Origin of the sequence: Saccharopolyspora sp. SCSIO 74807 (assembly GCF_037023755.1) — a bacterium.
In the GTDB taxonomy this organism is placed as follows: domain Bacteria; phylum Actinomycetota; class Actinomycetes; order Mycobacteriales; family Pseudonocardiaceae; genus Saccharopolyspora_C; species Saccharopolyspora_C galaxeae.
The window spans coordinates 5,195,300-5,220,047 of sequence record NZ_CP146100.1; the positions used below are offsets into that span (position 1 = coordinate 5,195,300).

The 24,748-nt window shown below is 68.5% G+C and carries 20 protein-coding genes; 3 read left to right on the plus strand and 17 right to left on the minus strand.

Annotation, left to right across the window (positions count from 1 at the left end):
• Nucleotides 1-14: 14 nt before the first annotated feature.
• The 17 genes from V1457_RS23830 to V1457_RS23910 form a co-directional block, all read right to left on the minus strand.
• Nucleotides 15-1,241, minus strand: coding sequence for a peptidyl-prolyl cis-trans isomerase (locus V1457_RS23830; RefSeq protein ID WP_338596969.1), 1,227 nt, complete (start codon nt 1,239-1,241; stop codon nt 15-17).
• Nucleotides 1,241-3,514: an RND transporter gene (locus V1457_RS23835; protein WP_338596970.1), complete on the minus strand. Its 2,274-nt coding sequence runs from the start codon at nt 3,512-3,514 to the stop codon at nt 1,241-1,243. The genes V1457_RS23830 and V1457_RS23835 overlap by 1 nt, the downstream gene beginning before the upstream one ends.
• Before the next feature lie 110 nt (nt 3,515-3,624).
• Nucleotides 3,625-4,926 carry an MlaD family protein gene (locus tag V1457_RS23840; protein WP_338596972.1) on the minus strand — a complete coding sequence of 434 codons (1,302 nt, stop codon included), beginning with the start codon at nt 4,924-4,926 and terminating at the stop codon, nt 3,625-3,627.
• Nucleotides 4,927-4,935: 9 nt separating this feature from the next.
• A complete protein-coding gene (locus V1457_RS23845; protein ID WP_338596973.1) occupies nt 4,936-6,207 on the minus strand; it encodes an MlaD family protein in 1,272 nt (423 codons plus the stop codon).
• Nucleotides 6,204-7,541, minus strand: coding sequence for an MlaD family protein (locus V1457_RS23850; RefSeq protein ID WP_338596975.1), 1,338 nt, complete (start codon nt 7,539-7,541; stop codon nt 6,204-6,206). Before V1457_RS23850 ends, V1457_RS23845 begins: the two co-directional genes overlap by 4 nt.
• A gap of 5 nt (nt 7,542-7,546) precedes the next feature.
• Nucleotides 7,547-8,833, minus strand: a complete 1,287-nt coding sequence (locus V1457_RS23855; RefSeq protein WP_338596976.1) for an MlaD family protein — start codon at nt 8,831-8,833, stop codon at nt 7,547-7,549.
• A complete protein-coding gene (locus V1457_RS23860; protein ID WP_338596977.1) occupies nt 8,833-10,212 on the minus strand; it encodes an MlaD family protein in 1,380 nt (459 codons plus the stop codon). The genes V1457_RS23855 and V1457_RS23860 overlap by 1 nt, the downstream gene beginning before the upstream one ends.
• Nucleotides 10,209-11,441: an MCE family protein gene (locus tag V1457_RS23865; protein ID WP_338596979.1), complete on the minus strand. Its 1,233-nt coding sequence runs from the start codon at nt 11,439-11,441 to the stop codon at nt 10,209-10,211. Before V1457_RS23865 ends, V1457_RS23860 begins: the two co-directional genes overlap by 4 nt.
• Nucleotides 11,442-11,446: 5 nt before the next feature.
• Complete coding sequence (locus tag V1457_RS23870) at nt 11,447-12,223, minus strand: ABC transporter ATP-binding protein (RefSeq protein ID WP_233628747.1); 777 nt, start codon at nt 12,221-12,223, stop codon at nt 11,447-11,449.
• Between the two features lie 90 nt (nt 12,224-12,313).
• On the minus strand, nt 12,314-13,183 hold the full coding sequence (locus V1457_RS23875) for an ABC transporter permease (RefSeq protein ID WP_338596980.1): 870 nt from the start codon (nt 13,181-13,183) through the stop codon (nt 12,314-12,316).
• 10 nt (nt 13,184-13,193) lie between these two features.
• Nucleotides 13,194-14,048 (minus strand): ABC transporter permease, encoded by an 855-nt coding sequence (locus tag V1457_RS23880; RefSeq protein ID WP_307850331.1) that lies wholly within the window; start codon nt 14,046-14,048, stop codon nt 13,194-13,196.
• Nucleotides 14,049-14,157: 109 nt separating this feature from the next.
• Nucleotides 14,158-14,799 carry a sigma-70 family RNA polymerase sigma factor gene (locus V1457_RS23885; RefSeq protein WP_338596981.1) on the minus strand — a complete coding sequence of 214 codons (642 nt, stop codon included), beginning with the start codon at nt 14,797-14,799 and terminating at the stop codon, nt 14,158-14,160.
• 477 nt (nt 14,800-15,276) lie between these two features.
• Nucleotides 15,277-16,203: a hydroxymethylglutaryl-CoA lyase gene (locus V1457_RS23890; RefSeq protein ID WP_338596983.1), complete on the minus strand. Its 927-nt coding sequence runs from the start codon at nt 16,201-16,203 to the stop codon at nt 15,277-15,279.
• 40 nt (nt 16,204-16,243) lie between these two features.
• Nucleotides 16,244-17,443 (minus strand): thiolase family protein, encoded by a 1,200-nt coding sequence (locus V1457_RS23895; RefSeq protein ID WP_338596985.1) that lies wholly within the window; start codon nt 17,441-17,443, stop codon nt 16,244-16,246.
• Complete coding sequence (locus V1457_RS23900; protein WP_338596986.1) at nt 17,443-18,192, minus strand: SDR family NAD(P)-dependent oxidoreductase; 750 nt, start codon at nt 18,190-18,192, stop codon at nt 17,443-17,445. The genes V1457_RS23895 and V1457_RS23900 overlap by 1 nt, the downstream gene beginning before the upstream one ends.
• Nucleotides 18,192-19,358: an acyl-CoA dehydrogenase family protein gene (locus V1457_RS23905; RefSeq protein ID WP_200073488.1), complete on the minus strand. Its 1,167-nt coding sequence runs from the start codon at nt 19,356-19,358 to the stop codon at nt 18,192-18,194. Before V1457_RS23905 ends, V1457_RS23900 begins: the two co-directional genes overlap by 1 nt.
• Nucleotides 19,359-19,461: 103 nt before the next feature.
• Nucleotides 19,462-20,355, minus strand: coding sequence for a zinc-binding dehydrogenase (locus V1457_RS23910; RefSeq protein ID WP_338596988.1), 894 nt, complete (start codon nt 20,353-20,355; stop codon nt 19,462-19,464).
• Nucleotides 20,356-20,508: 153 nt separating this feature from the next.
• Between V1457_RS23910 and V1457_RS30675 the strand changes: the two genes are divergently transcribed.
• The 3 genes from V1457_RS30675 to V1457_RS23930 all read left to right on the plus strand — a co-directional run bounded on the left by V1457_RS30675 (nt 20,509) and on the right by V1457_RS23930 (nt 24,739).
• On the plus strand, nt 20,509-21,921 hold the full coding sequence (locus V1457_RS30675; RefSeq protein ID WP_407074718.1) for a LuxR C-terminal-related transcriptional regulator: 1,413 nt from the start codon (nt 20,509-20,511) through the stop codon (nt 21,919-21,921).
• A gap of 257 nt (nt 21,922-22,178) precedes the next feature.
• Nucleotides 22,179-23,504: a cytochrome P450 gene (locus V1457_RS23925; RefSeq protein ID WP_338596990.1), complete on the plus strand. Its 1,326-nt coding sequence runs from the start codon at nt 22,179-22,181 to the stop codon at nt 23,502-23,504.
• Nucleotides 23,501-24,739: an NAD(P)/FAD-dependent oxidoreductase gene (locus V1457_RS23930; protein WP_233628650.1), complete on the plus strand. Its 1,239-nt coding sequence runs from the start codon at nt 23,501-23,503 to the stop codon at nt 24,737-24,739. The genes V1457_RS23925 and V1457_RS23930 overlap by 4 nt, the downstream gene beginning before the upstream one ends.
• The last annotated feature ends 9 nt before the right edge of the window (nt 24,740-24,748 follow it).

Here is a 24,748-nt window from a genome sequence, read left to right on the forward strand (position 1 = left end):
ACATATCGCTCTCCTCACTTCGGCGCCGGCGGCTGCCGACCGGTGTCCGGCTTCCCCGGCGCGACCTCCGGCGGCGAGTCCGGGTCGGCCGGCCGGTAGTCATCGGCGTAGGACACGTCGGCCGCGCGGAGCCGGTCGCCGAGCCACTTCTGCCAGCGGTCCATCGTCTTCTCGTAGGTGAGCTGCTGCTTGAGCTGGTCGCGCACCTGCTCGAACACGGCCGGAACCGGCGGGTGCACGCCCAGCACTTCGCCCACATTCCACCCGTGCTGAGTCTGCACCGGACCGAACGGAACGCCCTGCGGCGTCTGGAAAGCGGCCTTGGCATAGCCGTCTTCCAGCTGCGCCGCTTCCAGTTTGCCCAGCTGGCCGCCCGCGGCCCTGGTCTGCCCGTCCAGGCTCACGTCGGCGGCCACCGCTTCGAAGGGCTCACCCGCGCGCAACCGGGTCAGCACCCGGTCGGCGTCCTCGCGGGCGCGGACGACGATGTTGCGCAGGTCCCGCGTTTCCGGTGTGCCGAGCGATTCCTTCCGCTCCGGGAACGCGCGGCGCACATCCTCGTCGGTGACGGTGCTGCCCTTCGTGGTCTGCTCGAACAGCCGGTTCACCTGCAGCATTCGCTTGATCTCGGCCACCACGTCAGGTTCCGAGGTACCGGCGTTGCCCAAGGCTTCGACGAACTTGGCGCGCGCCTGGGCGCCTTCGCCGGCCTGCTCGGTGATGTACCGATCGAGGACATCGCGCGCGGCCTTGTCCGGGACGACCACGTTGCGCTCCCGCCCGGCCTGTTCTAGCACCAGTTGCAGAGCATAGCTCTTCGCGGTCATGCGGCGGAATTCGGCCTGGTCGGCCGGATCGCTGGGCTGCTGCACGCCGTACAGCGCCTTCATCGTGCGGACCTTGCCTTCGAACTGCTCGACGGTGACGTCACGATCGTTCACCCGCAACGCCACCCCGTCCGGCAACGTCCCGGCGCGGAGCCAGAAGTAGCCACCACCGCCGAGCGCGAGCAGCAGGATCGCGCACGCGGCAAGCACCTTGCGGGCGCGGGGGGCAGCCAGCCGCCGTCGCCATCGCTGCCCGAACCCTGCTTCCTGCGAGTCCTCCGGTATGTCCGGCCCGGTTTCGCCGTCCGCATCGACGGATGAGTTCTCGGAGACCTCGCCGGAGGAATCGACCGCCGGAGCGTCTTCTGCACCGGGGTCCGCCTCGTCGAGCTCCTGGTTCTGTTTGGACTCCATCAGTCGACTCCCTGTGCTGTGCGTGCAAGATCTGGAACATGTCGCTGCATGTCCCCGTCCACCGGCTGTTGCGGACGTTCCCGCCCGGTGGTCAGCCACACCACGCACGCCGCGGATCCGAGCGAGATCAGCACTGCCGCGGCCAGCAGCAGGCCGAACTCCCGGATGGCGGCGAGATCGGAGAATGCGAGCACGGCGTACCCGACGGCCGACGTGCTGGTCGCCAGCGCGATCGACCGGCGCAGACCGCGATTTCCGGTGCGCACGGAGTCGGCGAGCAGCACCGTGAACTCGCATCCCACCGCAGCGGTCAGCGACCCGAGCGCGACCGTGATCGGGCTCAGTGCGATGTCCAGCGCCCACAGGCCGAAGAACCCGATGCCGGTGGCCATCGCACCGGCCACTACCGCGCGCAGCGCGTCCGAGCGGCGGCGTAGTCCGAGCGCCAGCACGGCGCCTGCGCCGAGGATGCCGAGGACGTTGCCCACGACGCGGCCCTCGGAGACCAGCTCCTGCCCGCGCACCGCCACTACGGGGAGTCCGGTCAGCTCCGCCTGATATCCGCTCGGCGGCGGAGGCAGCAGGCGCTGAACGTCGTCGCGCAGCGCCTTGAGCTCGCCGAGGTCGTCCATCCGGACCCCGTAGATCATCACGGCGCCGCGGTGGTCGTCCCGCGCTACCGCACCGGCGAGATAGGGCGGCAGCATCCGCATTCCGGAGGCGATCTGCTCGCCGCTGGCCCCTTGGCCCAGGAACGACAGCAGGGCGGGCAGGGAGAGCACCGGCTGCATGCTGTCGCCGTGCTCGGTCACGATCAGTGCCTGGGTTCGCTGCATCCATTCCATCGCCTCGGGAGAGGTGACGTCCGGCCCGCGCAGCACGACGTCGACCTCGCCGGAGGAGCCCACGTCCTGCTCGACTTGGCGCGCGTCCTGGTAGGCAGGCAGTCCGGCGGCGAAGTGCTCGATGTTGGCTTCCAGCGGCATGCTCGGCAGCGCGGTCCACCCGACGCCGGCCACGCACACGGATGCCACGCCGGTCACCACCCAGCTCCGCGCCGGACGGGCTCCGGACCGCGGTGGCGACTTTCCGGTCCCAGCACCGGAATCTCGGGCTCCGGAATCCGGGAAGAACCGGCGCACGAGCAGCATCCCCACCCCTGCCGAGAAGAACACACCCACGGCCAAGGTCATGCCCAGGTCGCGTACGAACGGCAGCGGCGACAGCAGCAATGTGGCGAAGCTGGCCGCACTGCCACCGGCCACCACGAGTACTACCCGGCTGCGCGCGTGCTGGGCGAAGTACGTCGGGTAGTAGGAACCGACACCCAGCAGCACCGATAGGAACGCCACGACGCCGAGCGACAACGGCCGCCCCGCCCAGCCGAACACCGCCAGCGTCAGGGCGATCGCGATGAGCGTCGTGATCACCGGCAGTAATCTGCGCCGCCACCGGGTCCAGGGCACCAGCAGGAAGCACGCGCCGACGGCGAGCACCGCGAGCCCGCCGATCAGCGGCACTTCCCGAGCGACCTGGGAGCTCAGCGCGGAAGCCAGCACCGGCACCCCCGAGACCGTCGTCTCACGCGCACCGACGTCGACCTGTGAGACCGCCCGGTGGACGTTGTCGACGAGCCGCTGGGTCGCGTCGGCATCCATCCCTTCGCGCGGCCGGACGAGCACCGCGGCGGAATCCGGGGACGGCACGATGAACTGCCACTGCGGACGCACCCCGTTCTCGGCGAAGATCACCGAGTTCACGAAGTTCGGGTTCTGCAGTGTCGGAAGTCCCGCCGGCATCCCCTGGACCAGCAGCGGGCCGTAGCGCCGGTCGAACTCGGCGACGGCGCGCTCCCCCTCCGCAGCGGCCTCCTGCCGGTCGGCTCCGCTGTCCCGAGCGACCGCCATGGCCTTGGCGCGTTCGGCATCCCTGCGGCCGGTCAGCTCAGCGAGGAAGTCCTGGGCGCGCCCGGCGAGCTGATTGAGCGTCGTGCCGGGTCCGTAGACGCTCGACACGTCCGGCAGCCCGGACAACTCGCCCTCCAGCCGCACGAGTTTGTTCAGGTGCCCGGGCCCCAGCAGTTCCCCGGGATGTTGGGACCGCAGGTGCACCACGATCGGGTCCCCGCCGAAAGATCCGGCCTTCTTGTCCATAGTGGACACGGCGGGATCCTGGGTCGGCAGGAAGGACGTCACCGAGGTCTGGATGCTGACCTGGGCGAGTCCGGTGGCGGCGAAGACCGCGACGAGTCCAGCCGCGATCGCGGTCAGCACGCCCCGTCTGGTCCATCGCCGCGGGGAGATGCCGCGTCGCAAGCGCGCTCGGAGCTCACGGGACGAGCCCTCGTCCGCTGCGGGACGGTCCTGGCTTTCGTGCCGTTCCATCATCGGGGCGGCTGTTCCTCCTCAACGCGGGGGTACGTGCCCTCCCAGACACCCGGGTCGTTGGCCTGGCCGGGAGCCGTGTACGGATTGCGGCGCTTGAGCGGCCCCACGTTGGTGTCCACGGGGTTCCCGGTGACGGTCTGGGGACTCAGCACTGGAAGCAGGCGCAGCGCCTTGCCTTCGGTGTTGCCTCCGTTCATCGAGGCGCCCCAGTTGACAAGCATGTGCGCGATGTCCGGCCCGTAGGGCTCCAGGTAGGCCAGCATCGGGTTGAGGTGGTTGAGGTCCGCCTGCAGCGGCGGCACCAGCCCGCTGGCGTCCGCGGCCACCGGCGGAACCCGCTTCAGTGTCGGGTTCGCTTTGCCGAGGGCGCTGTCGAGCGTGGGCAGCAGTCCGCGCAACGACGCAGAAGTCTGCGGCAGTTCGCGCACCGCCTGGCTGAGGCCCGGCGCCGCGGTGCGCAGGTCCGCGGCGATCGGCTGCAACGCACCGGACAGCGGACGCAGGCTCTTCGTCGCCGCCTGCGCCGAGTCGAGCACCCCCGGCAGGTCGCGCACGACCTGCTCGATCTGCGCGGAGTTGCTGTCGGTCACGGCCGCGAGCCGGTTGGTGTTGTCCACCAGGTCGGCGATCTGTCCCTGCCGGGAGTCGAGCGCGACCAGCAGCGTCGTTGTGTTGGCGGTCAGCTGGCGCAGATCCCCGGACTGCGCCGCCAGCGCGGTGACCGCGTCATGACCGTTGCGTCCGAGGTCGCCGAGCCCGCTCAACGTACGGTCCACTGAGGACCGGTTGTCGGCGGTGGCCATGCCCAGCGACCGCACGCTGGAGGCGAGCGCCTGCCGGGTTCCAGGGTCGAGCGTGCGCAGCACGTCGTCGAGCTCGACCGGCGGCTTGCCCGCGCCGGGCGGCAGCTCGCTCCCGGTGGACAACGGCGGTCCATGCCCGTCGGCGATCTCCAGGTACGTTTCGTTGATCAGCGTCTTTTCCCGCACCTGGACCGAAGCGCCCTTGTGCAACGGGGCTTTCTCAACCAGCTGCATGGTCACGTGCGCCCCTCCGCCCTGCGGGTGGACGCCGGCCACCTTGCCGACCCGCACGCCGGCGATCATGACGTCGGAGTTCTGCACCAGGTTCGATGCCTTCGGCACGGTGAGGCCGACCCGGTAACCGTCACGGGTCACCAGTGGCAGGCGACCACCGGAGTTGACCCACAGGAACCCGAAGATCACCGCGCACAAGAGCATGAAGGTGATCAGGATCGACAGCCGGATTCTCGGCAGCGCCGAGTGGGAGATCTTCATCGATGCCACCTACTGCGGGAACCGGTACTGCTCGGCCGGTGTGGACAGGGATCGGAGCGGGTCGCCGGGGACCATCTGCGGAGCGACCACCAGGAAGCCGCGCAGGATGCCGCCGTTGGCGTCCTCCAAGCTGGTCAGCGAGCGCGTGTTGATCATGAATGCGCCGAGGTCGGTCAGGCTCGGAACGAGCATCCGGGTGACCCGGTCCAGTTGGCCTGTGACCGCCTTCAAGTCCGGCAGCGCCGGATTGAGATCCCGCACGAACGGGCGCAGGTCACGCACCACCGGGGCCGCCTTCTCGACCACCGGCATGCCGGAATCGACCGTCTCTCCGACCTGATCGACGGTGCCGGAGAGCCGGTTCAGCGCTCCGGGCAATGTCCCCGCGGCGTTCTTGAGGTTGTCCAGCGCCGGGTCGAGCTGGCCGCTGAGCGCCTGCACCTCGGTCGTGGCGTCCCGCAGCTGCCGGGAGAAGTCCGGCAGCTGCGCCACCGCGTTGCGCAGGTCGTCGTCCTGGTCGCCCAGCGCGTTCAACGTCGCGTCCAGCGACCCGGCGAGCTCGCCGAGCCGGGCACCGTCCTTGCCGACCGCCTGCGAGATCTGCGAAAGCGCCGTGACCAGTTCGCGCAACGATTCGCGTCGAGCGCGCAACGCCTCGACGACCGGCTTGAGCCGTTGCACGACCTTGTCGGTCGCCGCGAGACCGCCTGGGAGGTTCTGCGGCGCCCCGGCGAGGGCCACATCGGACTCCGACAGCAGCGCCCCCAACGAGTCGCGGGCACCGGAGTCCAGGTGCCCGAGCGCCTCGTCGATCTGGATCGGGCGCTGCGAGTTCCCGGGCGGGAGCACCCCGTCCTCTGGGAGGCGCGCGGCCGGCGGTCCGCCTGGATTGAGCTCCACGTACATCTCGTTGAGCGGGCTCTTCGGCCGCAGCACCACCGTCGCGTTGCGGTGGACCTCGATGTTCGGGGAGATCGACAAGGTCAGCCGCGCCAGCCCCCGCTCGTCGACGTCCGCCGCGTCGATGGTCCCGACCGTGGCGCCGGCGACGCGGACCTCCTGCCCGTTGCCGGGACTCACCCCCGGCGTGTCCTGGAAGGTCGCCTGGAACACGAACCGGGATTCCCACGGCCACTCGACCCGCTGCTGGCTCAGCACGTAGCCACCGGTGAGGGTGGCCACGAGGATCAGAGCTGTCAGCACCGCGACGTTGCGCCACAGCCCCGGCTCGGTACGAACCCGTTCCCAACCGCGCCGCAGACGGCCGGCTCGCTGGCTCATCGTCCCCCCTGCTCGTACTGCTTGAGTCGCTGGAACAATCCGTCCAGCACCGCCTCGACGTTGACCGGCGCCCGGCCCACGCTGCCCGCGCCGACGCCGACCTGGATCGCCACCGTGTGGCCGTTCTCGTCAACGTGGGAGGAGACCTTGTTCAGGTTCGTCACCGCACCGGCGACCTCCTCGTACATCGGCCGGTCCGTGTTGGAGTTCGCGTACGGACCTTCGCCCTTGTAGTCGTTGAGCAGGAACTGCTTCACCGGCCCGTTGATCCGGTCGAGGACGGGCCCCTTCAGGTCCGACAGCGTCGCGTCGAGCCCCGAACTGGCAGGCACCAGCCCTTGCACCGCCGGCTGCGCGTCGACGAGTACCTCGTTGAGCCCGCTCACGAACGGCTCGGCCTTCACCAACACCGGGTCCAGCTCCTGCAAGGCGTCGTCCAACTCGCCGGCCACGGGCCGCGCGACGTCGGCGGTGTCCCGCAGCTTGCCGAGGCTGGTGTCCAGGCGGCGCAGCCCGTTGTCGGCGGAGTGCAACGTCTCGGGCAGGCCGGCGACCGCGGTCGACAGGTCTTCGCTGTGATCGCCGAGCACCTTCCCCGTGTCACGCGCTCCGTCCACGATGGACCCGAGTTGGCCTTCCCTGCGGTTCAGCTCGGCCGCGGACGTCTCCAGTCCCTGCACCAGTCCGGTCAGGTCCGTCCGCGGGTTGTGACCGCGCGCGGCGTCCAGCACCTCACCGGCCGGGCCGAGCGTGCCGGGAGCGTCGACCAGCAACCGGTCGATCGAGTCCCGGCCGCCGTTGCGCAGCGTCTCGTCCAGGTTCCCGACGGAATGCCGCAATCCGTCCAGTGCGGGCGGCTGCAACGTCCTGGTGATCTTGTCGAGTTCCACCGGCGTTCCGGTCCGCTCGGTGGGGATCGTCCCGGAGAAGGTTCCCGGTGGCCCGCCGGGGACGAGGTCGATGAAGTAGTTTCCGCCCAGCAGGGTCGTGGGCCGGATCTGCGCGCTCGGCCGGGATTTCAGCTTGCGATCCACGCCCGGGTAGATCTTGACGCTGACCATCGCGGAACCGTCGGGCTGCTCCTCGACATCGCTGACGACCCCGACCGGCACGAACGACACCTTTACCTTGCTGAAGTACGGCTGGAGCCGGTAGTTGCGGGCGAAGTGGATCTGGACGGTCTCCCCGGGGCGCAGCGTCGTGATGATCGCGTCCTTGTTGAACAGCGCCGCGCCGGCCAGCAATGTGCACACGATGAGCACGGTTCCCAGCCGCACCGCGGACATCCGGCTCCGGCGACCGTCCTTGCGGCCGAACAGACGGATTTTCGCCACCACGATCAGCGCCCCTTCCGTTCACCGAGCACACCGGCCTCCCGCTGATGGGTGATCTCGCCCGGGGCCGGGTAGGCGTCGCGCGAGACCGTCGGGTCCTCCACCGGAGCCAGACCGGTCGCCGTCTCGGGCCCCACCGGAGGGTAGATCCGCAGGTAGTGCCCGGCGGCGTCGCCGTACTGCATCGCGCTCGCGAAGTTGCTGAAGAACATGTTGATGTCGCTGGAATACGGCGCGATATCGCGCAGCGGTTGTTGCGCCGACGTGAGCGCCTTGGTCAGCCGCGGAGCCAGCGGACGCGCGTCGTGCAGCGTGCCGGTCAGCGCCCGCACCGCGGACTCGGCCGGGGCCGCGATCCCGGGCACCTTCTCCAGCGGCTGCGTGCCCTCGCGGAGCACCCCGCGGACGTCGGGCGTCGCCTCGCCGATCGCTTCGGCGCCGGGACGCAGCTGTGCGGCTGCCACGCCCGTGTCGTGCAGCGGGCCGCGGAGGTCGTGCAGTGCTGTACGCACCTGGCCGAGGGTTCCCGGCGCCCGCTCCAACGAGTCGGCCAGCGGCTTGCCACCATCCACATTGGCCGCTTGCAGGGTGTTGTCCGCGTGTCCGGCCAGTTCGCCGAGTTGCTGCTGCCTGCCCTGGAAAGAGGTGGCCACGTCGTCGGCGGTGTGCAGCAGCCGGGTCAGGTCGGTGCCGGAGTTCGCGTTCAGCGCCCGGGACACCTCCCCGAGGCCACCCAACGTCCCCGGCAGCGTCGAGAGCGAATCGTGCATGTCCTGGGAGTGACCGATGGCCCCGCCACCGGTCTCGCGCAGGGTCGACCCGAGCGCGTTCCTGGTCGGCTCGTCCAGCACCTCGAGCAGATCGGAGATGTCCTGCGCGCCGTCCCCGGGCCCGCTCGCGATGACCGCACCCGGCGGGAGCGGTCCGGAACCGGCGGTGCCGGGGTTCAGCTCGACGAACTTCTGCCCGAGCGCCGACCTGGCGACCACAGCGGAGCTCGCGTCCCGGAAGACCTTCCGATCTCCTTCCAGGAGCATGGTCACCACCGGACGGTCGCCGGCTAGTTCGACCGAGGCCACCTGCCCGGCGCGAACGTTCCCGAGCCGGACGTCGTCGCCCGCCCGCAGCGAACCGACGTCGGCGAACGATGCCTTGACCCTGGTGACCTGCTGCCATGGCAGGCCGGTGCTGGCGGTCAGCGCGATCAGGACCGCGCAGGCCAACACCGCCAGCAGCGCCGTCCCGGCCAGCATCGAGCGCCTTCGGCGCGACCTGCTGCTGCTCTGCGCCATCAGTTGCCTCCCAGCAGAAAGTCGAGTGCGCCGCCCTCTTGATCAGGTGTCAGTCCGGTGACTCCGCTGCCGGGCTGAGTCTCGGGCGACAGCAGTCCGCCCAGGTTCGGCGGCGGGCCGCCCCCCGGGTTCGGCGGGCCGCCCAAGCCCGGTGGTGGCGGAATGTCCGGTAGGTGCGGAACGGCCTGTGCGACGGGTGCCGGCACCGATCCGGTCGCGATCTCGGGGGTGACGATCGTGAGCGCGCGGAAGTAGTGTGCGATGCCGTCCGACCCGTTGGTCGACAAGGCCCAGCCACGGACGAAATTCATGACGTTGTTGAAATTCCCGCCCAGCTGCTCGGCCAGCGGCCGGGCCGAGCCGGCGACCGCGCGCAGCGGGGGCCCGGCGGCGTGCAGCTGTTCGGCGACCGGACGTGCTTCGTCGAGCAGCGACTGGGCCCGGTCCAGCACCGGCTGGGCGCGCGCGAGCGCCGGGTCGGCGGCGTCGGAGAAGCGGGTGATCTCCTGGCTGATCTCGGCGAGATTGTCCGTAGCGGGCCGGATCTCCCGCAGCGTCGGGGTGGTCGTGCGGGCCGTGCCTGCCAAGGTCGCGAACGTGGACCGGGCCTGCTCCAGCGTGTCGGGCAGTTCGGCGACCGTGGCGCGTAGCGCCTCCTGCCGCGCGGTCGTCGTGCCGAGGGTCTCGTTCGCGGAGTCGACCAGTCCGTCGAGGGTGCGCCCGTTGTCCGCCGCCAGCGACTGGGCCACCGGAGTCACGGTGTCCACCAGGTGGTTGAGCGTGGCGTTCTGCTCGTTGAGCACCCGGGCCATTCCCTCGGCGTCGGTCATCGCCGGGGCGAGCGCCTTGATGGTGTCGGCGGTGTTGCGCCCGTTGCCCTGCATCCCCTGCCCCAGCACCGTCACCAGCGCGGCGAGGGATTCGCCTGTGCCGTCGTCGAGGACGTTGAGGACCTGGTCCAGGTCGGTGTTCTGCCCCGTTCGGGACACGGGGATCACGTCGCCCGCGCCGAGAGCCGGGGCCGACGTGGAACCGCGCTTCAACTCGACGAAGCGCTCGCCGAGCAAGCTCACCGGTCGGACCGACGCACTCGCGTCCGAGTGCATCGGGAATGCCTCCGGCTGCAGGGTCATGGAGACATCGGCGTGTCCGTTGTGGACGGATATCGAGGAGACCTCGCCGACCTTGACCCCGTTGAGCTTGACGTCGTTGCCCGGTAGCAGCGGGCTCGCGTCGGCGAACTCGGCGATCACGGACCGAGGGCGCTCAGGTTCGTTGGCCATGCCCCAGGCGCTGGCCCCCAGGCTCACCATCGCGACGAGGGCGACGGCGGTGATCCGCAGTACCGGGGTCTTCCGAGCCGGGTTCGTGCGGCTCATCGAAGCCCACCTCCCCACGCGTCCTTCCACGGCTGGCCGCCGTTCTCACCGGGCAGCGGATACCGGTTGTCCTGGACGCCAGGTGGCACGATGCCGGGGCTGTCGCCCAACGTGGTCGCGCCCTCTTGAAGCAGGAAGCGCACGAAGTGTCCATTGGAGTCGTAGTTGGCCGAGTTCGACGTCCACGACGAGAGCCATCCCGCGAGTTCGGGCGTGTAGGGCCGCAGGTGGTTCAACGCGGGCGTGAGGTAATCCGCCGTCCCGGTCAGCGCCGGAACGGTGGCGTGCGCGGTGTCCAGCAAGCCCGGTGTGCGGTCGAGCAGCGAATCCGCTGCGGTCAACGTCGGGCCGAGCCGGTCGACCGTCGGCCGCAGGTCCCGCAGGACCGGGTTGAGGTGGTCAGCCACCGCCGGCAACTGCTGCGTGGCCGGCCGGAGGTCGTGCAGCAACGGAATGGTCTTGTCCGCGACCTCGGGCACGTCGTCGAGCGTCCCCTTCGCGGTGTCCAATGTGTGCGGTAGCGCGCGCACCGCTTCGCCGAGGTGCTCGCGCTGCCCGGCCACCGCGTTCGTGGTCCGGTTGAGCTTGTCGACGATCTGGCGGACGTCGGCGTCGCGTTCGGACAGCGTCCCGACCATGCCGTTGAGCTGGGTCACCAGCCCCTTGATCGACTCACCGTCGCTGCCCAGGCCCTGCATCACTTGCCCGAGCGACTCCAGCGCGGGCCCCGCCGTCCGCAGCGTCGCGTTGGCATCGGCCTCGTTCCCGCTGACCGTCTTGTCCAGCTGGCCGACCAGGGAAGCCAAGTGCTCGCGGGTGGGAACATCGAGCGCGTTCAGGACCTCGTCCAGCTCAACCGGCTTGGCCTGCTTGCCCGGGATCATCCCGCCTTCGGGGATCTCCGGGTTCGTCTCGGGCCCGTCCTGGATCTCCACGCGGCGCTCACCGAGCGTCGCCTTCCACTCGACCAGGACTTGCGCGCCGGAGTGCAGCGGGGCGTGGTCGTCGTCCAGCGCGAGGTCGAGCACGGCCTTGCCGTCGCGCACCTGGATGTCGGCGACCTGGCCGCCCTCGAAGCCGCCGATCATCACCGTCCCGCCCGGGACCACCTTGCTGGCCGAGCCGAGCACCACGCTCACGTGGTGATCGCGGCCGGCGGTCAGCAGTGCCACGCCGCCCACTGCGGCGACGAGGACCACCGCGGCCCCTACGAGCAGCAACCGCTTCATCGCGATCAGTCCATTCCCAACGGGCCGGCCGACTCGCCGGCGAGGAACTGCCGCACGAACGGGTCCTGCGAGGCGAACGCCTCGTCGGCCGCCCCGTAATGCACCACCTCGCCTTTCCAGATCAGTCCCACGTAGTCGCTGACCTTGCGGGCGCTGCGGATGTCGTGCGTGACCACCAGGTAGGTCCCCTGGTGCCTGGCGTGCATTTTGAGGATCAGGTCGCACAGCAGGCTGGTACGCACCGGGTCGAGACCGGAGTCGGGCTCGTCGAACAGTACGATCTTCGGCTCCATCACCAGCGCGCGGGCGAACCCAGCGCGCTTTTTCATGCCACCGGAAATCTCGCTGGGTGTCTTCGCCAGCGCCGCTTCCAAGCCGACCTCGACGATCCGTTCCATGACGATGTCCTCGACCTCTTTCTCCGAGAGGTCGGTGTGCTTGCGCAACGGGAAGGCCACGTTGTCGTAGATGTTCATGGAGCCGAACAGCGCGCCGTCCTGGAACAGCACGCCGAAGTTCCTGCGCAGCTCGTAGCGCTCGGACTCGCTGATGTTCCAGATGTTCTTGCCGAAGATGAGCACTTCGCCGTCGTCCGGTTCCAGCAGCCCGACCAAGTGCTTGATCAGCACGCTCTTGCCGGTACCTGATGGGCCGAGCACGGTGGTGATGGCGTTGTCGGCGAACTCCAGCGTCAGGTTGCGCAGGATGTGCGACTCGCCGAAGGACTTGCGAAGCCCGCGCACCACCATGGGGTGCATCGGCGCCTCTGGATCCGCAGGCATGGACTGATCAGGCGGGATGCGCTCGGTCGGGAGCATGCTGAGGTCGGTCGGCGTGTTCACGCGATCTCCTTCGACATCGTCGGGCGTGCGTCAGTTCGCGATCGGAGCGTTCGGGTTGAGGCCCCAGAACAGCTGTGTTCCCAGCAGCCCCACGACATGGATGAGCACCATGGACAGCATCATCGATTTGGCGGTGTTGTTCCCGACCCCGACAGGGCCGCCGCGCGCCGTGTAGCCGTAGTAGCAACCGACGAAGACCACCACGGTCCCCATCGCGACCGCCTTCGACAGCGATCCCAGGAAATCGACGGGGTTCTGGTAGAGCCAGAAGGTGTACAGGTAACCGCCCGGCGAGACACCGCCGAGCTGCAGCACGGTGACCAGGTACATCGACAGGTACATCAAACCGAGACCGACGATGAACAGCAGCGGCATCGCGATCCAGGTGGCCAGGATCCGGGTTCCCACCAGATAACTGCGGGATCGGACGCCCATGACCTCCATCGCGTCTACCTCTTCGGCGATGCGCATCGAGCCGATCTCGGCCACCAGACCGCAGCCGACCTTCGCGGCGAAGATGTAGCCCCACATGTAGGGGGCCATTTCCCTTGTGCCGCAATAGGTGTTGAACACTCCACTGTAGAGCGGAGCACCGATCTGCTTGAGCGTGTAGCTGGCTTCCAGCCCGCATACCGACCCCATCACGAACTGCATGAACCAAATGATCAGACCGCTGGATAGGATCAGAATGCCTGCTTGGTGAAAGATCTCGGTGAAGTAGTGGCGTACGTCGGGCAACGTCCGGACAGTCTTACCGCTGAACCGCGCGATCTCCCCACCGGTGCTGACCGCGTCGCGAATCTTGGCCCGCACGGCGGCAGGCGTAACGTGCACGGGTTGCGATTTCGGCGCCCGCGAGCCCGATTCCGCCGGCCGGTCCTGGCCATCCCTGGTCGACATGCCCAACTCCTCAGCGGTACACCTGCATCTCGGGGTGGAGCCCGAGCAGAATGGTCGTGAACAGGTAATTGACGACCCAGATCGCCGCGAACGCGGAGACCACGGCCTGGTTGACGGCGCGGCCGACGCCGATCGGACCGCCCTGGACGTGCAGGCCCTTGTAGCAGCAGACCACGCCGATGATGACGCCGAAGATCGTCGTCTTGGCCACGCTGCCCCAGATGTCGGGCGTGGTGGCGTTGTCGAAGAAGCTGGCGAAGAAGGCCGCATTGTCCGCACCCAGCACGAAGATCGCGGCGATGTAACCGCCGACGATGCCGAACACCAAGGCCACCAGATCCATGAAGCCGGTCATGATCGCCACGGCGAGCACTCGCGGCACGATCAGGTCCCGGACGGGGTCGACGCCCAGCACTTCCATCGCGTCGATCTCTTCGCGGATGCGCCGCGCCCCGAGATCCGCGGTCATGGCGGTGCCCACCACACCGGCGACCACCATCGCGTTGATCCACGGGGCGAACTCCCGGACGCTGGCCATGATGAAGAACGCGCCGAGCCGTTCCGGGATCCCGAAGATCAGGAAGATGTTGCCGCCCTGCAAACCCGGCGCCGCCAGCCCGAAGGCCGTTGTGGACACCGCCATCGGCACCCAGCACAGCTTCAGCAGGCTGAACATCTGATCTCGGACGGCACCCCAGTAACCGACGGGATGCCGAATCGCCGACCACACCACGGCGATCAGCAGTTGGACGATTTCCCCCGCCTGCACCAGTGGTTTCTCGGCGCCGCGCAGCCACTTCCGCTGCGGCCGGCGCGCCGCCGCCGTCTTGTCCGGCGCCGCCTTCGACTGCGCGGTTTCGCTCACTTGCGCTCCCTGGAATGTCTGCGACGACCGCGCTGTATCCACGGTCTCGTCCGACTTCGCACGGCTCCGGCCACACCGAGGTGCTCAGCGGCTCCGCGCCTTTCCCCGTTCACGACCGCAGCCATTCCGCGTCCAACAGGTTCGCCAGGCCGCGGATCGCGCGGCGTTGCAGCTGGCGGATCGCGGCAGGACTGCGCCCCAACGTTTCCGCGGTCTCGGCGACCGTCCTGCCTTGCAGGAAGCGCAAGCGGACGCACTCCCGCTGGTTGGCGGGAAGCCGTTCGACACCGCTGCGCACGTGCGCGGCACCGAGCGAGTAGATCGCTTCCCGCTCCGCGCCACCGCTTTCCGGTGGTTCGGGCAGCGGGTCCAGGCACACCTCCCGGGATCTCCGGGAGCGCAAGAAGTCGACTGCCACGTTGCGCGCGATCGTGGTCAACCACGCCGGAAATCCGCTGCCTGCATACCCGAACCGGTCGATCGAGGCCAGCGCGCGGACGAACGTTTCGCTGGCGAAGTCCTCGGCCACGTCCAGGTCACCGAGCAGGCGCTGCAGGTAGCAGCGCACGTCGTCGTAGTGCCAGGCGTATAGCGTTCCGAAGGCCTCGGTGTCCCCGCGCTGCACGGCACGGACCAACGCGAACGACCGCTCCGTGGATCCCGGCTGATCCCGGAATTCGCCGGTCGCCAGCCGATATTCGCGGTCTGCCGACGATTCTTCGGGGATCGCTGACTCCATCACGAGAGACATGTCCTCACCCCAAGGCACGAGACGGCCGTTTCCCGGCGCATACCCCCGATTTTCCGGGAGTGGCGCTGTTCACCCGGGAGAAATTACCGACCGCACCGCCGCACAACGTCCTCCCCAAGGGGTGGAGTCGTCCCCCCTTCGGACACGGATCTCCGGTGCGTTGCAGCTGGTTGTAGCAGCTCCCGCTGCCGCCGCCGGGACGACGCGAAAAGGGCCGGCGCCCCGCGGAAAGCGGGGCGCCGGCCCAAGAAGAAGATTCGGATCGTCCGGGCGAACCGGATGAGATTCAATATCGCGATCGAGCAGAACCGTTCCGGCCGCACCTACCCGACCATCGCCGATGGCAGATCGATTCGGTCGCCGAGCGGTTTCAGGCACGCTGTCGGAATTGTTCCGGCTCGACGGAAGGCCACGAGCAGTGCTGCTGCTATCCCGCGGGTGATGAATCGGATCGGTGGTTTTCGATCCCCAGCGCGATCAACCGGTGTTGGAGGCCCACTCCACCGGCCCGGCGACGATCGAATGGCTCGTGAGCTTGCGACCGAGTACCGACTGCGCCGAGCGCGCAGCCTCGATGGCCGTGGGCAGCGACACCCCGGTGTCCACGCCCATCTCGTGGAACATGCTCACCAGGTCCTCGGTCGCAATGTTGCCGGTGGATCCCGGCGGGACCGGGCAGCCGCCGAGTTCCCCGAAGCTCGACTCGAAGCTGTTGCACCCCGCCTCCAGCGCGGCGAAGGCGTTGGCCAGACCCTGCCCGCGGGTGTTGTGGAAGTGCGCGGTGACCTCGACATCCCGCAACCGTTGCAACGCGGCGGTGAAGAATTCGTTGGCATACCCGGGATTGGCCATGCCGGTCGTGTCGCCGAACCCGATCTCGGTCGCGCCGGCTTCCGCGAAGCGTTCCGCGAGCTCGAGGACCGCATCCATGTTCACCTCGCCCTCGTAGGGGCAGCCGAACGAGGTGGCGATGACCGCGGCGCAACCAAGCCCTTCCTCTCGGATTCGCCGCGCCACGACGGTGTTTTCGTCCATAGACTCGCGCACGGTGCGGTTGACGTTCTTCTTGTTGTGCGTTTCCGAGGCGCTGACGAAGATCGCCGCCTCGTGGAACGTCTCGCGCACCTTCAGCGCGTTGTCGAGCCCCTTGTTGTTGGGGATGAGGACCATGAGCTTGACGTCGTCGGGCACGTCCACGCGGCGCAACACCTCGGCACCGTCGGACAGCTGCGGGATGAGGTCCGGGCGCACGAAGCTCGCCACTTCGATGCGCTCCAGCCCGGTGTGGCCCAATTCGTTGATCAGCCGGACCTTGTCCTCGGTGGGGATGTGCTCCGGTTCGTTCTGGAAGCCGTCGCGGGGACCGACTTCCCGGATGTGCACGGCGGACGGGCGGTGGCTCATCGCTGCCGCTCCCTTCTGGTCGCTTGTCGAAGTCGGAGAGTCAGCCGGCGCGCTCGATCAGCGTCGCGGTTCCGAGGCCGCCACCGCAGCACATGGTGACCAGCCCGAGTTCGACGTCGCGCCGTTCCATCTCGGCGACGAGCGTGGCCATCAACCGCGCCCCGGTAGCGCCCACCGGATGGCCGAGGGCGATCGCGCCGCCGTTGACGTTGACGCGGTCCATGTCCGGCTTGAACTCCCGCTCCCAGGCCAGCACCACCGAGGCGAACGCCTCGTTGATCTCGATCAGGTCGATGTCGTCGATGCTCAAGCCGTTGCGGTCGAGCAGCTTGCGGGTGGCTGGGATCGGGCCGGTGAGCATGATGATCGGGTCGACGCCGACCGTGGTCTGGTCGAGCACCCGGGCGCGTGCGTCGAGCTCGAACTCGTTCGCGGCCGTCCGGGAGGTCAGCAGGACCGCGGCAGCGCCGTCCGAGATCTGTGAGGAGGTTCCGGCCGTGATCCGCCCGTTCTCCGCGCGGAACGGGGTTTTCAGCTGTGCCAGCGCAGCGAGTTCGGTATCCGGGCGGATTCCCTGATCATTGCGGCGTGTCTCGCCGACCAGCTCCATCGGGACTATCTCGGCGTCGAATCGGCCTTCGGAGTTCGCCTGCGCGGCCAGCCGATGGGAACGCACCGCGAACTCATCCATCTCGGCGCGTTCGATCGCCCACTGCTCGGCGATGAGTTCCGCGCTTTCGCCCTGGTGCACGAAGGAATACTGCTCGCGCAGCTCGGCCGGCCAGGGATCGCCGTAGAGCTTGGAGATCTCGCCCGGCGAGTTGATCGGCACCCGCCCCATGTGCTCGACCCCGCCGGCGATCACGATGTCGTGGGTACCGGACCCGACGAGCCCGGCGCCCATCTCGGCCGCGGTCTGCGCCGAACCGCAACGGCGGTCGAGGGTGACCGCGGGGACCTCCGGCGGATGGCCGGCTTGCAGCCATGCGTTGCGGCCGATGTTGCGGGATTGTTCGCCGAACGGGGCGGTGCAGCCGATGACCAGGTCCTCGACCTCGGTGGCACGCAGGTCAGCGCGGGCGAGCAGTTCGTCATAGCAGGCCGCGAGCATCTCGTTCGGATGCGTGTCGCGATACCAGCCCTTCTCCGGGTGGCCCTTGCCCATCGGCGTCCGGACGGCTTCGGCGAGCACGACCTCCCGGCCTGCGCTCTGCATCGGGCCCGTGCGCGGACGGCTCATCAGATCACCGTCCCGCCGTCGACGGGCAGCACCTGGCCCGTGATGTACCCGGCCGCGTCCGAGGCCATGAACACGAAGGACCCCGCGATTTCGGCGGGCTCCGCCCAGCGGCCGAGAGGGATCCGCGCGAGGGTCTTGGCCGCGAGCTTCTCGTTGCTGCGGATGTTCTCGGTCATCGCCGTGGCGGCCAGCGGGGCGAGCGCATTCACCGTGACCTGCCTGCGCGCGAGCTCCCGCGCGAGCGACTTGGTCAGCCCGATGATCCCGGCCTTGGCCGCACCGTAGTTGGCCTGGCCGATGGTTCCCTGCAACCCGGCGGCGGAAGTGACGTTGATGATCCGTCCCCGCCCGTCCTCGGCCAGATGCGGCAGCGCCGCTTTGCTACAGGTGTAGCTGCCCATCAGGTGGATGTCGACGATGCGGCGGAACGCCTCTTCCTCCAGGTCCGGGAACATCGCCGGGGAAATCGCACCGGCGTTGTTGACCAGTATGTGCAGCGTGCCGCCGCCCAACCCTGCCGCGCGCTCGGCGACTTCGGCGGCTGCCGCCGCGTCGCGGACGTCCAGCGCGGCGTATTCCGCGATACCGCCTGATTCGCCGATCCGTTCCGCGACGTCCTTGGCCGCCTGCTCGTCGACGTCGGAGACGAGCACGCGCGCACCCGCGTGCGCGAACGCCTCCGCCACCGCGGCGCCGATGCCGCCGCCCGCGCCGGTGACCAGGGCGGCCCGGTCGTTGAGATCGAACATCAGTAACTCCTGGGAAGGCCGAGGACGTGCGAACCGAGGTAGTTCAGGACCATCTCCTGGCTGAGCGGAGCGATCCGCAGCAGGCGAGCCTCCCGGAAGTACCGGGAGACGTGGTACTCCTCCGAGTACCCCATGCCGCCGTGCGTCTGCAATGCCCGGTCGGCCGCCTGGTAACCCGCGTCGGCGCAGAGGTACTTCGCGGTGTTCGCCTCGCGGCCGCAGGGTTTTCCGTTGTCGTAGAGCCAGGTCGCCTTGCGCAGCGCCAGTTCCGCGGCGTCCAGTCGGGCCAGCGAGTCGGCCAGCGGGAACTGGAGCCCCTGGTTCATGCCGATCGGGCGCCCGAACACCTCCCGCTCGTTGCCGTACTGCGCGGCCTTGCGCAGCGCCGCCCGGCCGAGTCCGAGCGCTTCGGCGGCGACCAGCATCCGCTCCGGGTTCAGACCGTCCAAGATGTACTTGAAGCCCTTGCCCTCTTCTCCGACGCGATCTTCGACCGGGATGCGGAGTTCGTCGATGAACAGCTCGTTGGAGCTGACCGCGTTGCGTCCCATCTTGTCGATCGGCCGGATGTCCACGCGGTCACGGTCGAGGTCGGTGAAGAACAGCGTGAGGCCGTCGGTCTTCTTCTCCGCGTCCTCGAACTTGGTCGTGCGCGTCAGCAGCAGGACCTTCTCGGACTCGCGGGCCTTGGAGATCCACACCTTGCGGCCGTTGACCACGTAGTGGTCGCCGTCGCGGCGCGCGAACGTGGTGATCTTGGTGGTGTCCAGTCCGGCCTCCGGCTCGGTGACGCCGAAGCACGCATGCAGCTCCCCGTTGACGATGCGCGGGAGGTTGCGGCGCTTCAGGTCCTCCGAACCGTGCACGATCACCGGGTGCAGCCCGAAGATGGACAGATGCATCGAGCTGGCCGCGTTCATCCCGCCGCCGGACGCGGAGACCTCTTCCAGCAACAGCGACGCCTCGGTGATCCCGTATCCGTGCCCGCCGTACTCCTCGGGCGTGGTGATGCCCAGCCACCCGCCGCGGGCGAACGCGTCGTAGAACTCGGTCGGGAACTCGTGCGCCGCGTCCTTCTCCAGCCAGTACTGGTCGCTGAACTTGCCGGCCAGCTCGGCGACCGCGTTGCGGATCGTCGCTTGATCCTCGGTCAACTCAAAGTCCACAGCAGATCTCCCACTCGCCCCGTTGAGGGTTTGGATCAATCTTACTAAAGGACTGACCAAAATAAAACCGGATGCCACACTTCCGACGTCCGCCTCGGCGAGGTCACTCGTAGTCGAGGACGATCTTGCCGAACCCGCCGCCGCGCTCCAGGTATTCATGCGCCTCAGCGGCCTGGTCGAGCGGAAACGCCCGATCGACCACCGGCGCCCCTACCACACCACCATCCACAAGGGACAGAAGTCCGTCGAAGTCCCGCGGGCTTCCCATGGTCGTGCCGAGCAGGTCGTACTGGCCGAAGTAGAAGTGCCGCACGTCGAGCACCGCGTCCGAGCGCCGCGATGCGCCCAACACCACGAGCCGTCCACCCGGCCGTAGCGCGTGCACGGCCTCCTGCCAACTGCCCACGGGATCCAGTACCACGTCAAAACCGAGCCCACCTGGCGACAGCTGCTTGGCCTGTTCCCACCAGTCGTCGTCGGTGTAGCGCACGCCGCCTTCTGCGCCGAGCTCGCGCGCATTGTCGACCTTGTCCCGCGAGGAGGACGTGACCACGACCTTCGCACCGGTCGCCGCTGCGAGTTGCACGGCCATCGTCGCGACACCGCCACCGGCACCGAGGACCAGGAGGGATTCGTCCTTGCAGAGGCGGCCACGGGCGAACAGCGCGCGATGGGTCGTGAGCCCCACCAACGGCAGCGCAGCCGCCTCGCGCCAGTTCAGCCCCTGCGGTTTGGGACGCACGCAATCAACAGGCACGGTGACCAGCTCCGCGTAGGTACCGGCGTGGTGATCACCGAGGATCTCCCATCCCGGAGCCGGAGCGCTCTCGTCGTCGCCCCACCACAAGGACGGGAGGACGACGACTTCCTCGCCGGTGTCGAGCCTGGTGCCCGCCCCGTCCGCACCGGGGACGTGCGGCAGCTTCGATCCGTACTTGCCCTGGCGGACGAGCACGTCGTGCCAGTTGAGCGCACCGGCCCGCAGACGGACAGTCACCCAGCCGGGCCGGGCCGTCGGCTCGTCGACGTCTTCGCACCGGAGATTGCGCGCGGGACCGAACTCGCGCAGGACCGCTGCATACACTCGAAACCCCTCTCGGTCAGACCTTTAAAAGGGTAGGTCCATAACTGCCCGACGACAAGGACGTCGATGCACGAGCAATACCGAACCGCGGCTGGGCCATTCTCCACCGCTATGGCGAGCGGTCCAGCGACCGCCATCCCCCGCTGGGGGTGGCTTCCTCTCCCGGAATGGAGAACTTCGACGCGATCGCCACCCATTCGTGGCGTCGTAGGTCACAATCCGTCCGCCACCGACCCGGTCCGAGCTGCCCGGAGCACGCGTCGAGCCCGCCCCGAGCAGCCGCCCGATAGAGAGGAGCCGGCCGTGAACAGCGCTGTTCAACGCTATGACCGCGGGAGTGCGCAAGAACGCAGGATCTCCGCAGCACTAGAAGAACCCCTGCGGCAGGCACGCGAGGTGCTGTCCGCAGCCGGCGACCTGACCCGCGCTCCCGGGCTCATCCCCGACGGTGGCCTCGACATGCACAACGCGGTCCACGCGATCAACGCCGCGGACCGGATTGTGACCAAGCGGATCGCCGCGCAGCCGGACGACGCCGCGCAGCGGCAGCAACTGATCGACCTGCTGGTCCAGATCAGCGCGGTGCGCGACGCGATCAGCGAGGCGCACCTGGCCAACCGCGCCACGGCGGTGACCGACGTCAACGACGCGCTGCGGCAGATGCATTCGGCCGCCTCGGTGCAGCAGCTGGTCCAGATCGTGCCCAAGATCGTCGGTCAGCTCGGCTACGACCGGACCCTGCTCTCCCACATCGAAGGGGACAGGTGGATCGCGCAGTCCGCCCACGCGGACGCCGACGCCGTCCTGGCGGAATCGATGATCGAGGTAGGTACCGCCGCACCGGGCATCCTGGATCGCAACGTCCCGGAAGGCCACGTCTTCCGCAGACGCGTGCCAGTGCTCGTCCGGGACGCGCAGGCGCGTCCCGAGGTGCATCGCGAACTCAAAACCCTCATACAGACCAGGGCCTACGTCTCGGCACCGGTAGTGGTGAACAACCGGGTCATCGGACTCCTGCACGCCGATGACAGCGCGAGCCCGGGCGGCGTCGACGAACTCGCCCGCGAAGTGCTGGGCCTGTTCGCGGAAGGGCTGGGCTTCGTGTTCGAGCGGACGTCGTGCTACGAGCGGCTCAACGCCTTGCAGCACCGGTTGCGTGTGGAGACGCGCGCAGCCGCCGATGCGGTCGACGTATTCGCCGAATCCGACTCTGGCGCTCCTCTGGTTGCGCGTCAGGGCTCTCCCGACGTGGCGGGCTCGGCGGGGAAATCAGATTCAACGCCACCGCTGCCGGAGCTGACGCGACGCGAACTGGAGGTGCTCGCGCGCCTCGCGACCGGCGAGCGCAATGCCGAGATCGCCACCCAGCTGTTCGTCTCCGAAGGCACCGTCAAGACGCACGTGAAGAGCATCCTCCGCAAGCTCGGCGCGGAGAACAGAGCGCAGGCCGTGGCGCGCTACCACGCCATGAGCCACTGACCGGCTTGGAGCACCGCCGCAGCGAACCACGGTGCTGTCGCCCGAAAATCGGCGCCCGGGTGCGCTGGCCGCGATGCCGCCGCTCCGCGGACTCGGTGTGCACGGTTGAGCTCTCCCAGAGGACCCGAGCGGGGTAGGAATCTCTCACCCAGGGGTGATGCAGCACACGTCCTGGCGACAGGAGACTGCATTCCGATCCGGCGGTGCCGGATACCCCGAACGATTTCCCCCAGCGCACGCATAATCCGGGAGCACGTATGACCACCACCGAGGAAACGAACCTCACTCCTATTCCGGACGAAATCGCTAACCAGGTCGTACTGCCCGAAGGCCACCGCGACGAGACTCGCCTCTTCGAGGCGTACCGGTGGCTGCGGGAGAACAACCCGCTCGCCAAAGTCACCGTGGAGGGCTTCGACCCGGTCTACCTGGTGACCAAGCACGCCGACATCATGGAGATCGAGCGCCAGCCGGACATCTTCACCAGCGGCGGTGGTGAAGAGCCGGGCTCGCACAACCCCATCCTGACCAATCAGGCGGGCGACGAGTTCACGAAGTCCATCAACAACGGCAGTCTGCGAGTCCTCGAGACCGTCACCTTCCTCGACCCGCCGGAACACACGCTCGTCCGCGACATCGCCGCAGAATGGTTCCGCCCTGCGACGTTGAAGAAGTGGGAAGACACCATCCGCACGCTAGCCCAGGAGGCGATCGCGAAGGGGTTGCGGTCCGGTACCAACGAAATCGATTTCGTCAAGGACTTCGCGCTGTACTTCCCGCTGCACGTCATCATGAGCCTGTTCGGCGTCCCGGTTGAGGACGAGCCTCGGATGATGGGCCTCACCCAGGACTTCTTCGGCGCAGCAGACCCTGACGCGGCTCGTCAGGACGTGGCCCCGACGACGCCGGAAGCCGCGGCGCAGCAGTTCGCCGCGGCCATCCAGGACTTCTACGCCTACTTCGACCGGCTCGTCGAAGACCGGCGGGCCACGCCGGAGGACGACCTGGCGACCATCATCGCGAACGCGCGGCAGGAGGACGGCGAGTTCTTCGCCAAGGAAATCGCCTACGGCTGGTTCATCGCCATCGCCACGGCAGGGCACGACACGACGTCGAGCACCCTGTCCAGCGCGATCGAAGCGCTCGCGCACCACCCGGACCAGCTCCGGCGTGTGCAGGAGGACCCGAAGCTGATCCCACACCTGGTCAACGAGTCGCTCCGCTGGGCCTCGCCGGTCAAGCAGTTCACCCGTCAGGCCACCCAGGAGTACGAGCTGCGCGGTCGGCAGATCAAACCGGGCGACCGGTTCGCACTGCTGTACCAGTCGGCCAACCAGGACGCCGACATCTTCAACGACCCGGAGACCTTCAACATCGACCGTCGGCCGAACAAGCACATCGCCTTCGGCTACGGCCCGCACATGTGCGTCGGCCAGCACCTCGCCAAGCAGGAGCTGCGCATCATGTTCGAGGAGCTGCTACCGCGCATCGAGCGCGTCGAGGTCACCGGCGAGCGCAAGCTCGTGCAGACCAACTTCGTCGGTGGCCTGAAGAACCTGCCCGTCAACCTCGTCCTGCGATGAGCCAAGGGACCGGCAGCACCTCCGACGATCGCCGTGTGGTGATCGTCGGAGGTGGCCACGCAGGTGGCACCCTCACCGGGCTGTTGCGCCAAGGGGGCTTCACCGGCGAGGTCGTACTGATCGGCGAGGAACCCGACCCGCCGTACCACCGGCCGCCGTTGTCGAAGAGCTTCGACGACGACGGGTTGGAGCAGTGGCTGCGGGATTTCGCCTTCTACGGGGAGCAGGACATCGACCTCCGCCTCGGTGAGGAGGTCGTCTCGCTGGATCGCGACGCACGGCGAGTGGTCACCTCCTCCGGGCGGTCCGTCGACTACGACGTGCTCGTGCTCGCCACTGGCGCGGCGCCGCGAGCGATCCCGGTACCGGGTGGCGACCTCGAAGGCGTGCTCGAGCTGCGCACCCTCGCGGATGCGCGGCAACTGCGCGCGGCAGTGCAGCGCGACGGCGGAATCGTCGTCGTCGGCGGCGGCTACGTCGGTCTGGAGGTCGCCGCTGCGGCGCGCGCCCGCGGCGACGAAGCCACCGTTGTGGAACGCGAATCCCGGATCCTCGCGCGGGTCGCGAGCACGTCTCTGTCGGAGATCCTGACCGAGTACCACCAGCGGAACGGCACGGACGTTCGCACCGGCGCCCAAGTGATCGAACTGGCCGAGAAGCACGGCAGCGTCCGCGGGGTGGTCCTCTCCGACGGCACCGAAATTCCGTGTGGGTCCGTGCTCGTCGGGGTCGGGGCGGTTCCGCGGGATCGGCTCGCAGAAGAGGCCGGGCTGGTCTGCGCCGGCGGCATCCTGGTCGACTCGATGACGCGCACCAGCGATCCGGCAGTGCTGGCGATCGGCGACGTGACCCGCAGGCCGTTGCCCGGCCGCCCCGATCCGGTCCGGATGGAGAGCATCCCGAGCGCCGTGGAGCAGGCGAAGCAGGCCGCATCGATCATCTTGAACACGCGGCAGCCCAGACCCGAGGTGCCGTGGTTCTGGTCGGACCAGTTCGATCTGAAACTCAAGATCGCCGGCCTGCCCGGCTCGGCGGACGTGCTGTGCCGAGGCGATCCCACGGCCGGCAAGTTCGCACTCTTCCACCACGAAGGCGGGGTCGTGTCCTGCGTCGAGTCGGCCAACGCGGCGGCCGAATTCATGGCGGCGCGCAAGCTCATCGCCAACGGCGCCCGTATCGACCCCGCCAAGCTCGCGGACCCGGAGGTCCCGCTCCGGAGCGCCGTTTCGCAATGACAGGAGGAA

Bases quoted from the DNA above. Each gene is read 5' to 3' on its own strand.
- V1457_RS23830 (WP_338596969.1), bottom strand. From the start codon at position 1,241: ATGGAGTCCAAACAGAACCAGGAGCTCGACGAGGCGGACCCCGGTGCA.
- V1457_RS23840 (WP_338596972.1), bottom strand. From the start codon at position 4,926: ATGAAGATCTCCCACTCGGCGCTGCCGAGAATCCGGCTGTCGATCCTG.
- V1457_RS23845 (WP_338596973.1), bottom strand. From the start codon at position 6,207: ATGAGCCAGCGAGCCGGCCGTCTGCGGCGCGGTTGGGAACGGGTTCGT.
- V1457_RS23855 (WP_338596976.1), bottom strand. From the start codon at position 8,833: ATGGCGCAGAGCAGCAGCAGGTCGCGCCGAAGGCGCTCGATGCTGGCC.
- V1457_RS23860 (WP_338596977.1), bottom strand. From the start codon at position 10,212: ATGAGCCGCACGAACCCGGCTCGGAAGACCCCGGTACTGCGGATCACC.
- V1457_RS23865 (WP_338596979.1), bottom strand. From the start codon at position 11,441: ATGAAGCGGTTGCTGCTCGTAGGGGCCGCGGTGGTCCTCGTCGCCGCA.
- V1457_RS23870 (WP_233628747.1), bottom strand. From the start codon at position 12,223: ATGCCTGCGGATCCAGAGGCGCCGATGCACCCCATGGTGGTGCGCGGG.
- V1457_RS23875 (WP_338596980.1), bottom strand. From the start codon at position 13,183: ATGTCGACCAGGGATGGCCAGGACCGGCCGGCGGAATCGGGCTCGCGG.
- V1457_RS23885 (WP_338596981.1), bottom strand. From the start codon at position 14,799: ATGTCTCTCGTGATGGAGTCAGCGATCCCCGAAGAATCGTCGGCAGAC.
- V1457_RS23890 (WP_338596983.1), bottom strand. From the start codon at position 16,203: ATGAGCCACCGCCCGTCCGCCGTGCACATCCGGGAAGTCGGTCCCCGC.
- V1457_RS23895 (WP_338596985.1), bottom strand. From the start codon at position 17,443: ATGAGCCGTCCGCGCACGGGCCCGATGCAGAGCGCAGGCCGGGAGGTC.
- V1457_RS23900 (WP_338596986.1), bottom strand. From the start codon at position 18,192: ATGTTCGATCTCAACGACCGGGCCGCCCTGGTCACCGGCGCGGGCGGC.
- V1457_RS30675 (WP_407074718.1), top strand. From the start codon at position 20,509: ATGCACGAGCAATACCGAACCGCGGCTGGGCCATTCTCCACCGCTATG.
- V1457_RS23925 (WP_338596990.1), top strand. From the start codon at position 22,179: ATGACCACCACCGAGGAAACGAACCTCACTCCTATTCCGGACGAAATC.
- V1457_RS23930 (WP_233628650.1), top strand. From the start codon at position 23,501: ATGAGCCAAGGGACCGGCAGCACCTCCGACGATCGCCGTGTGGTGATC.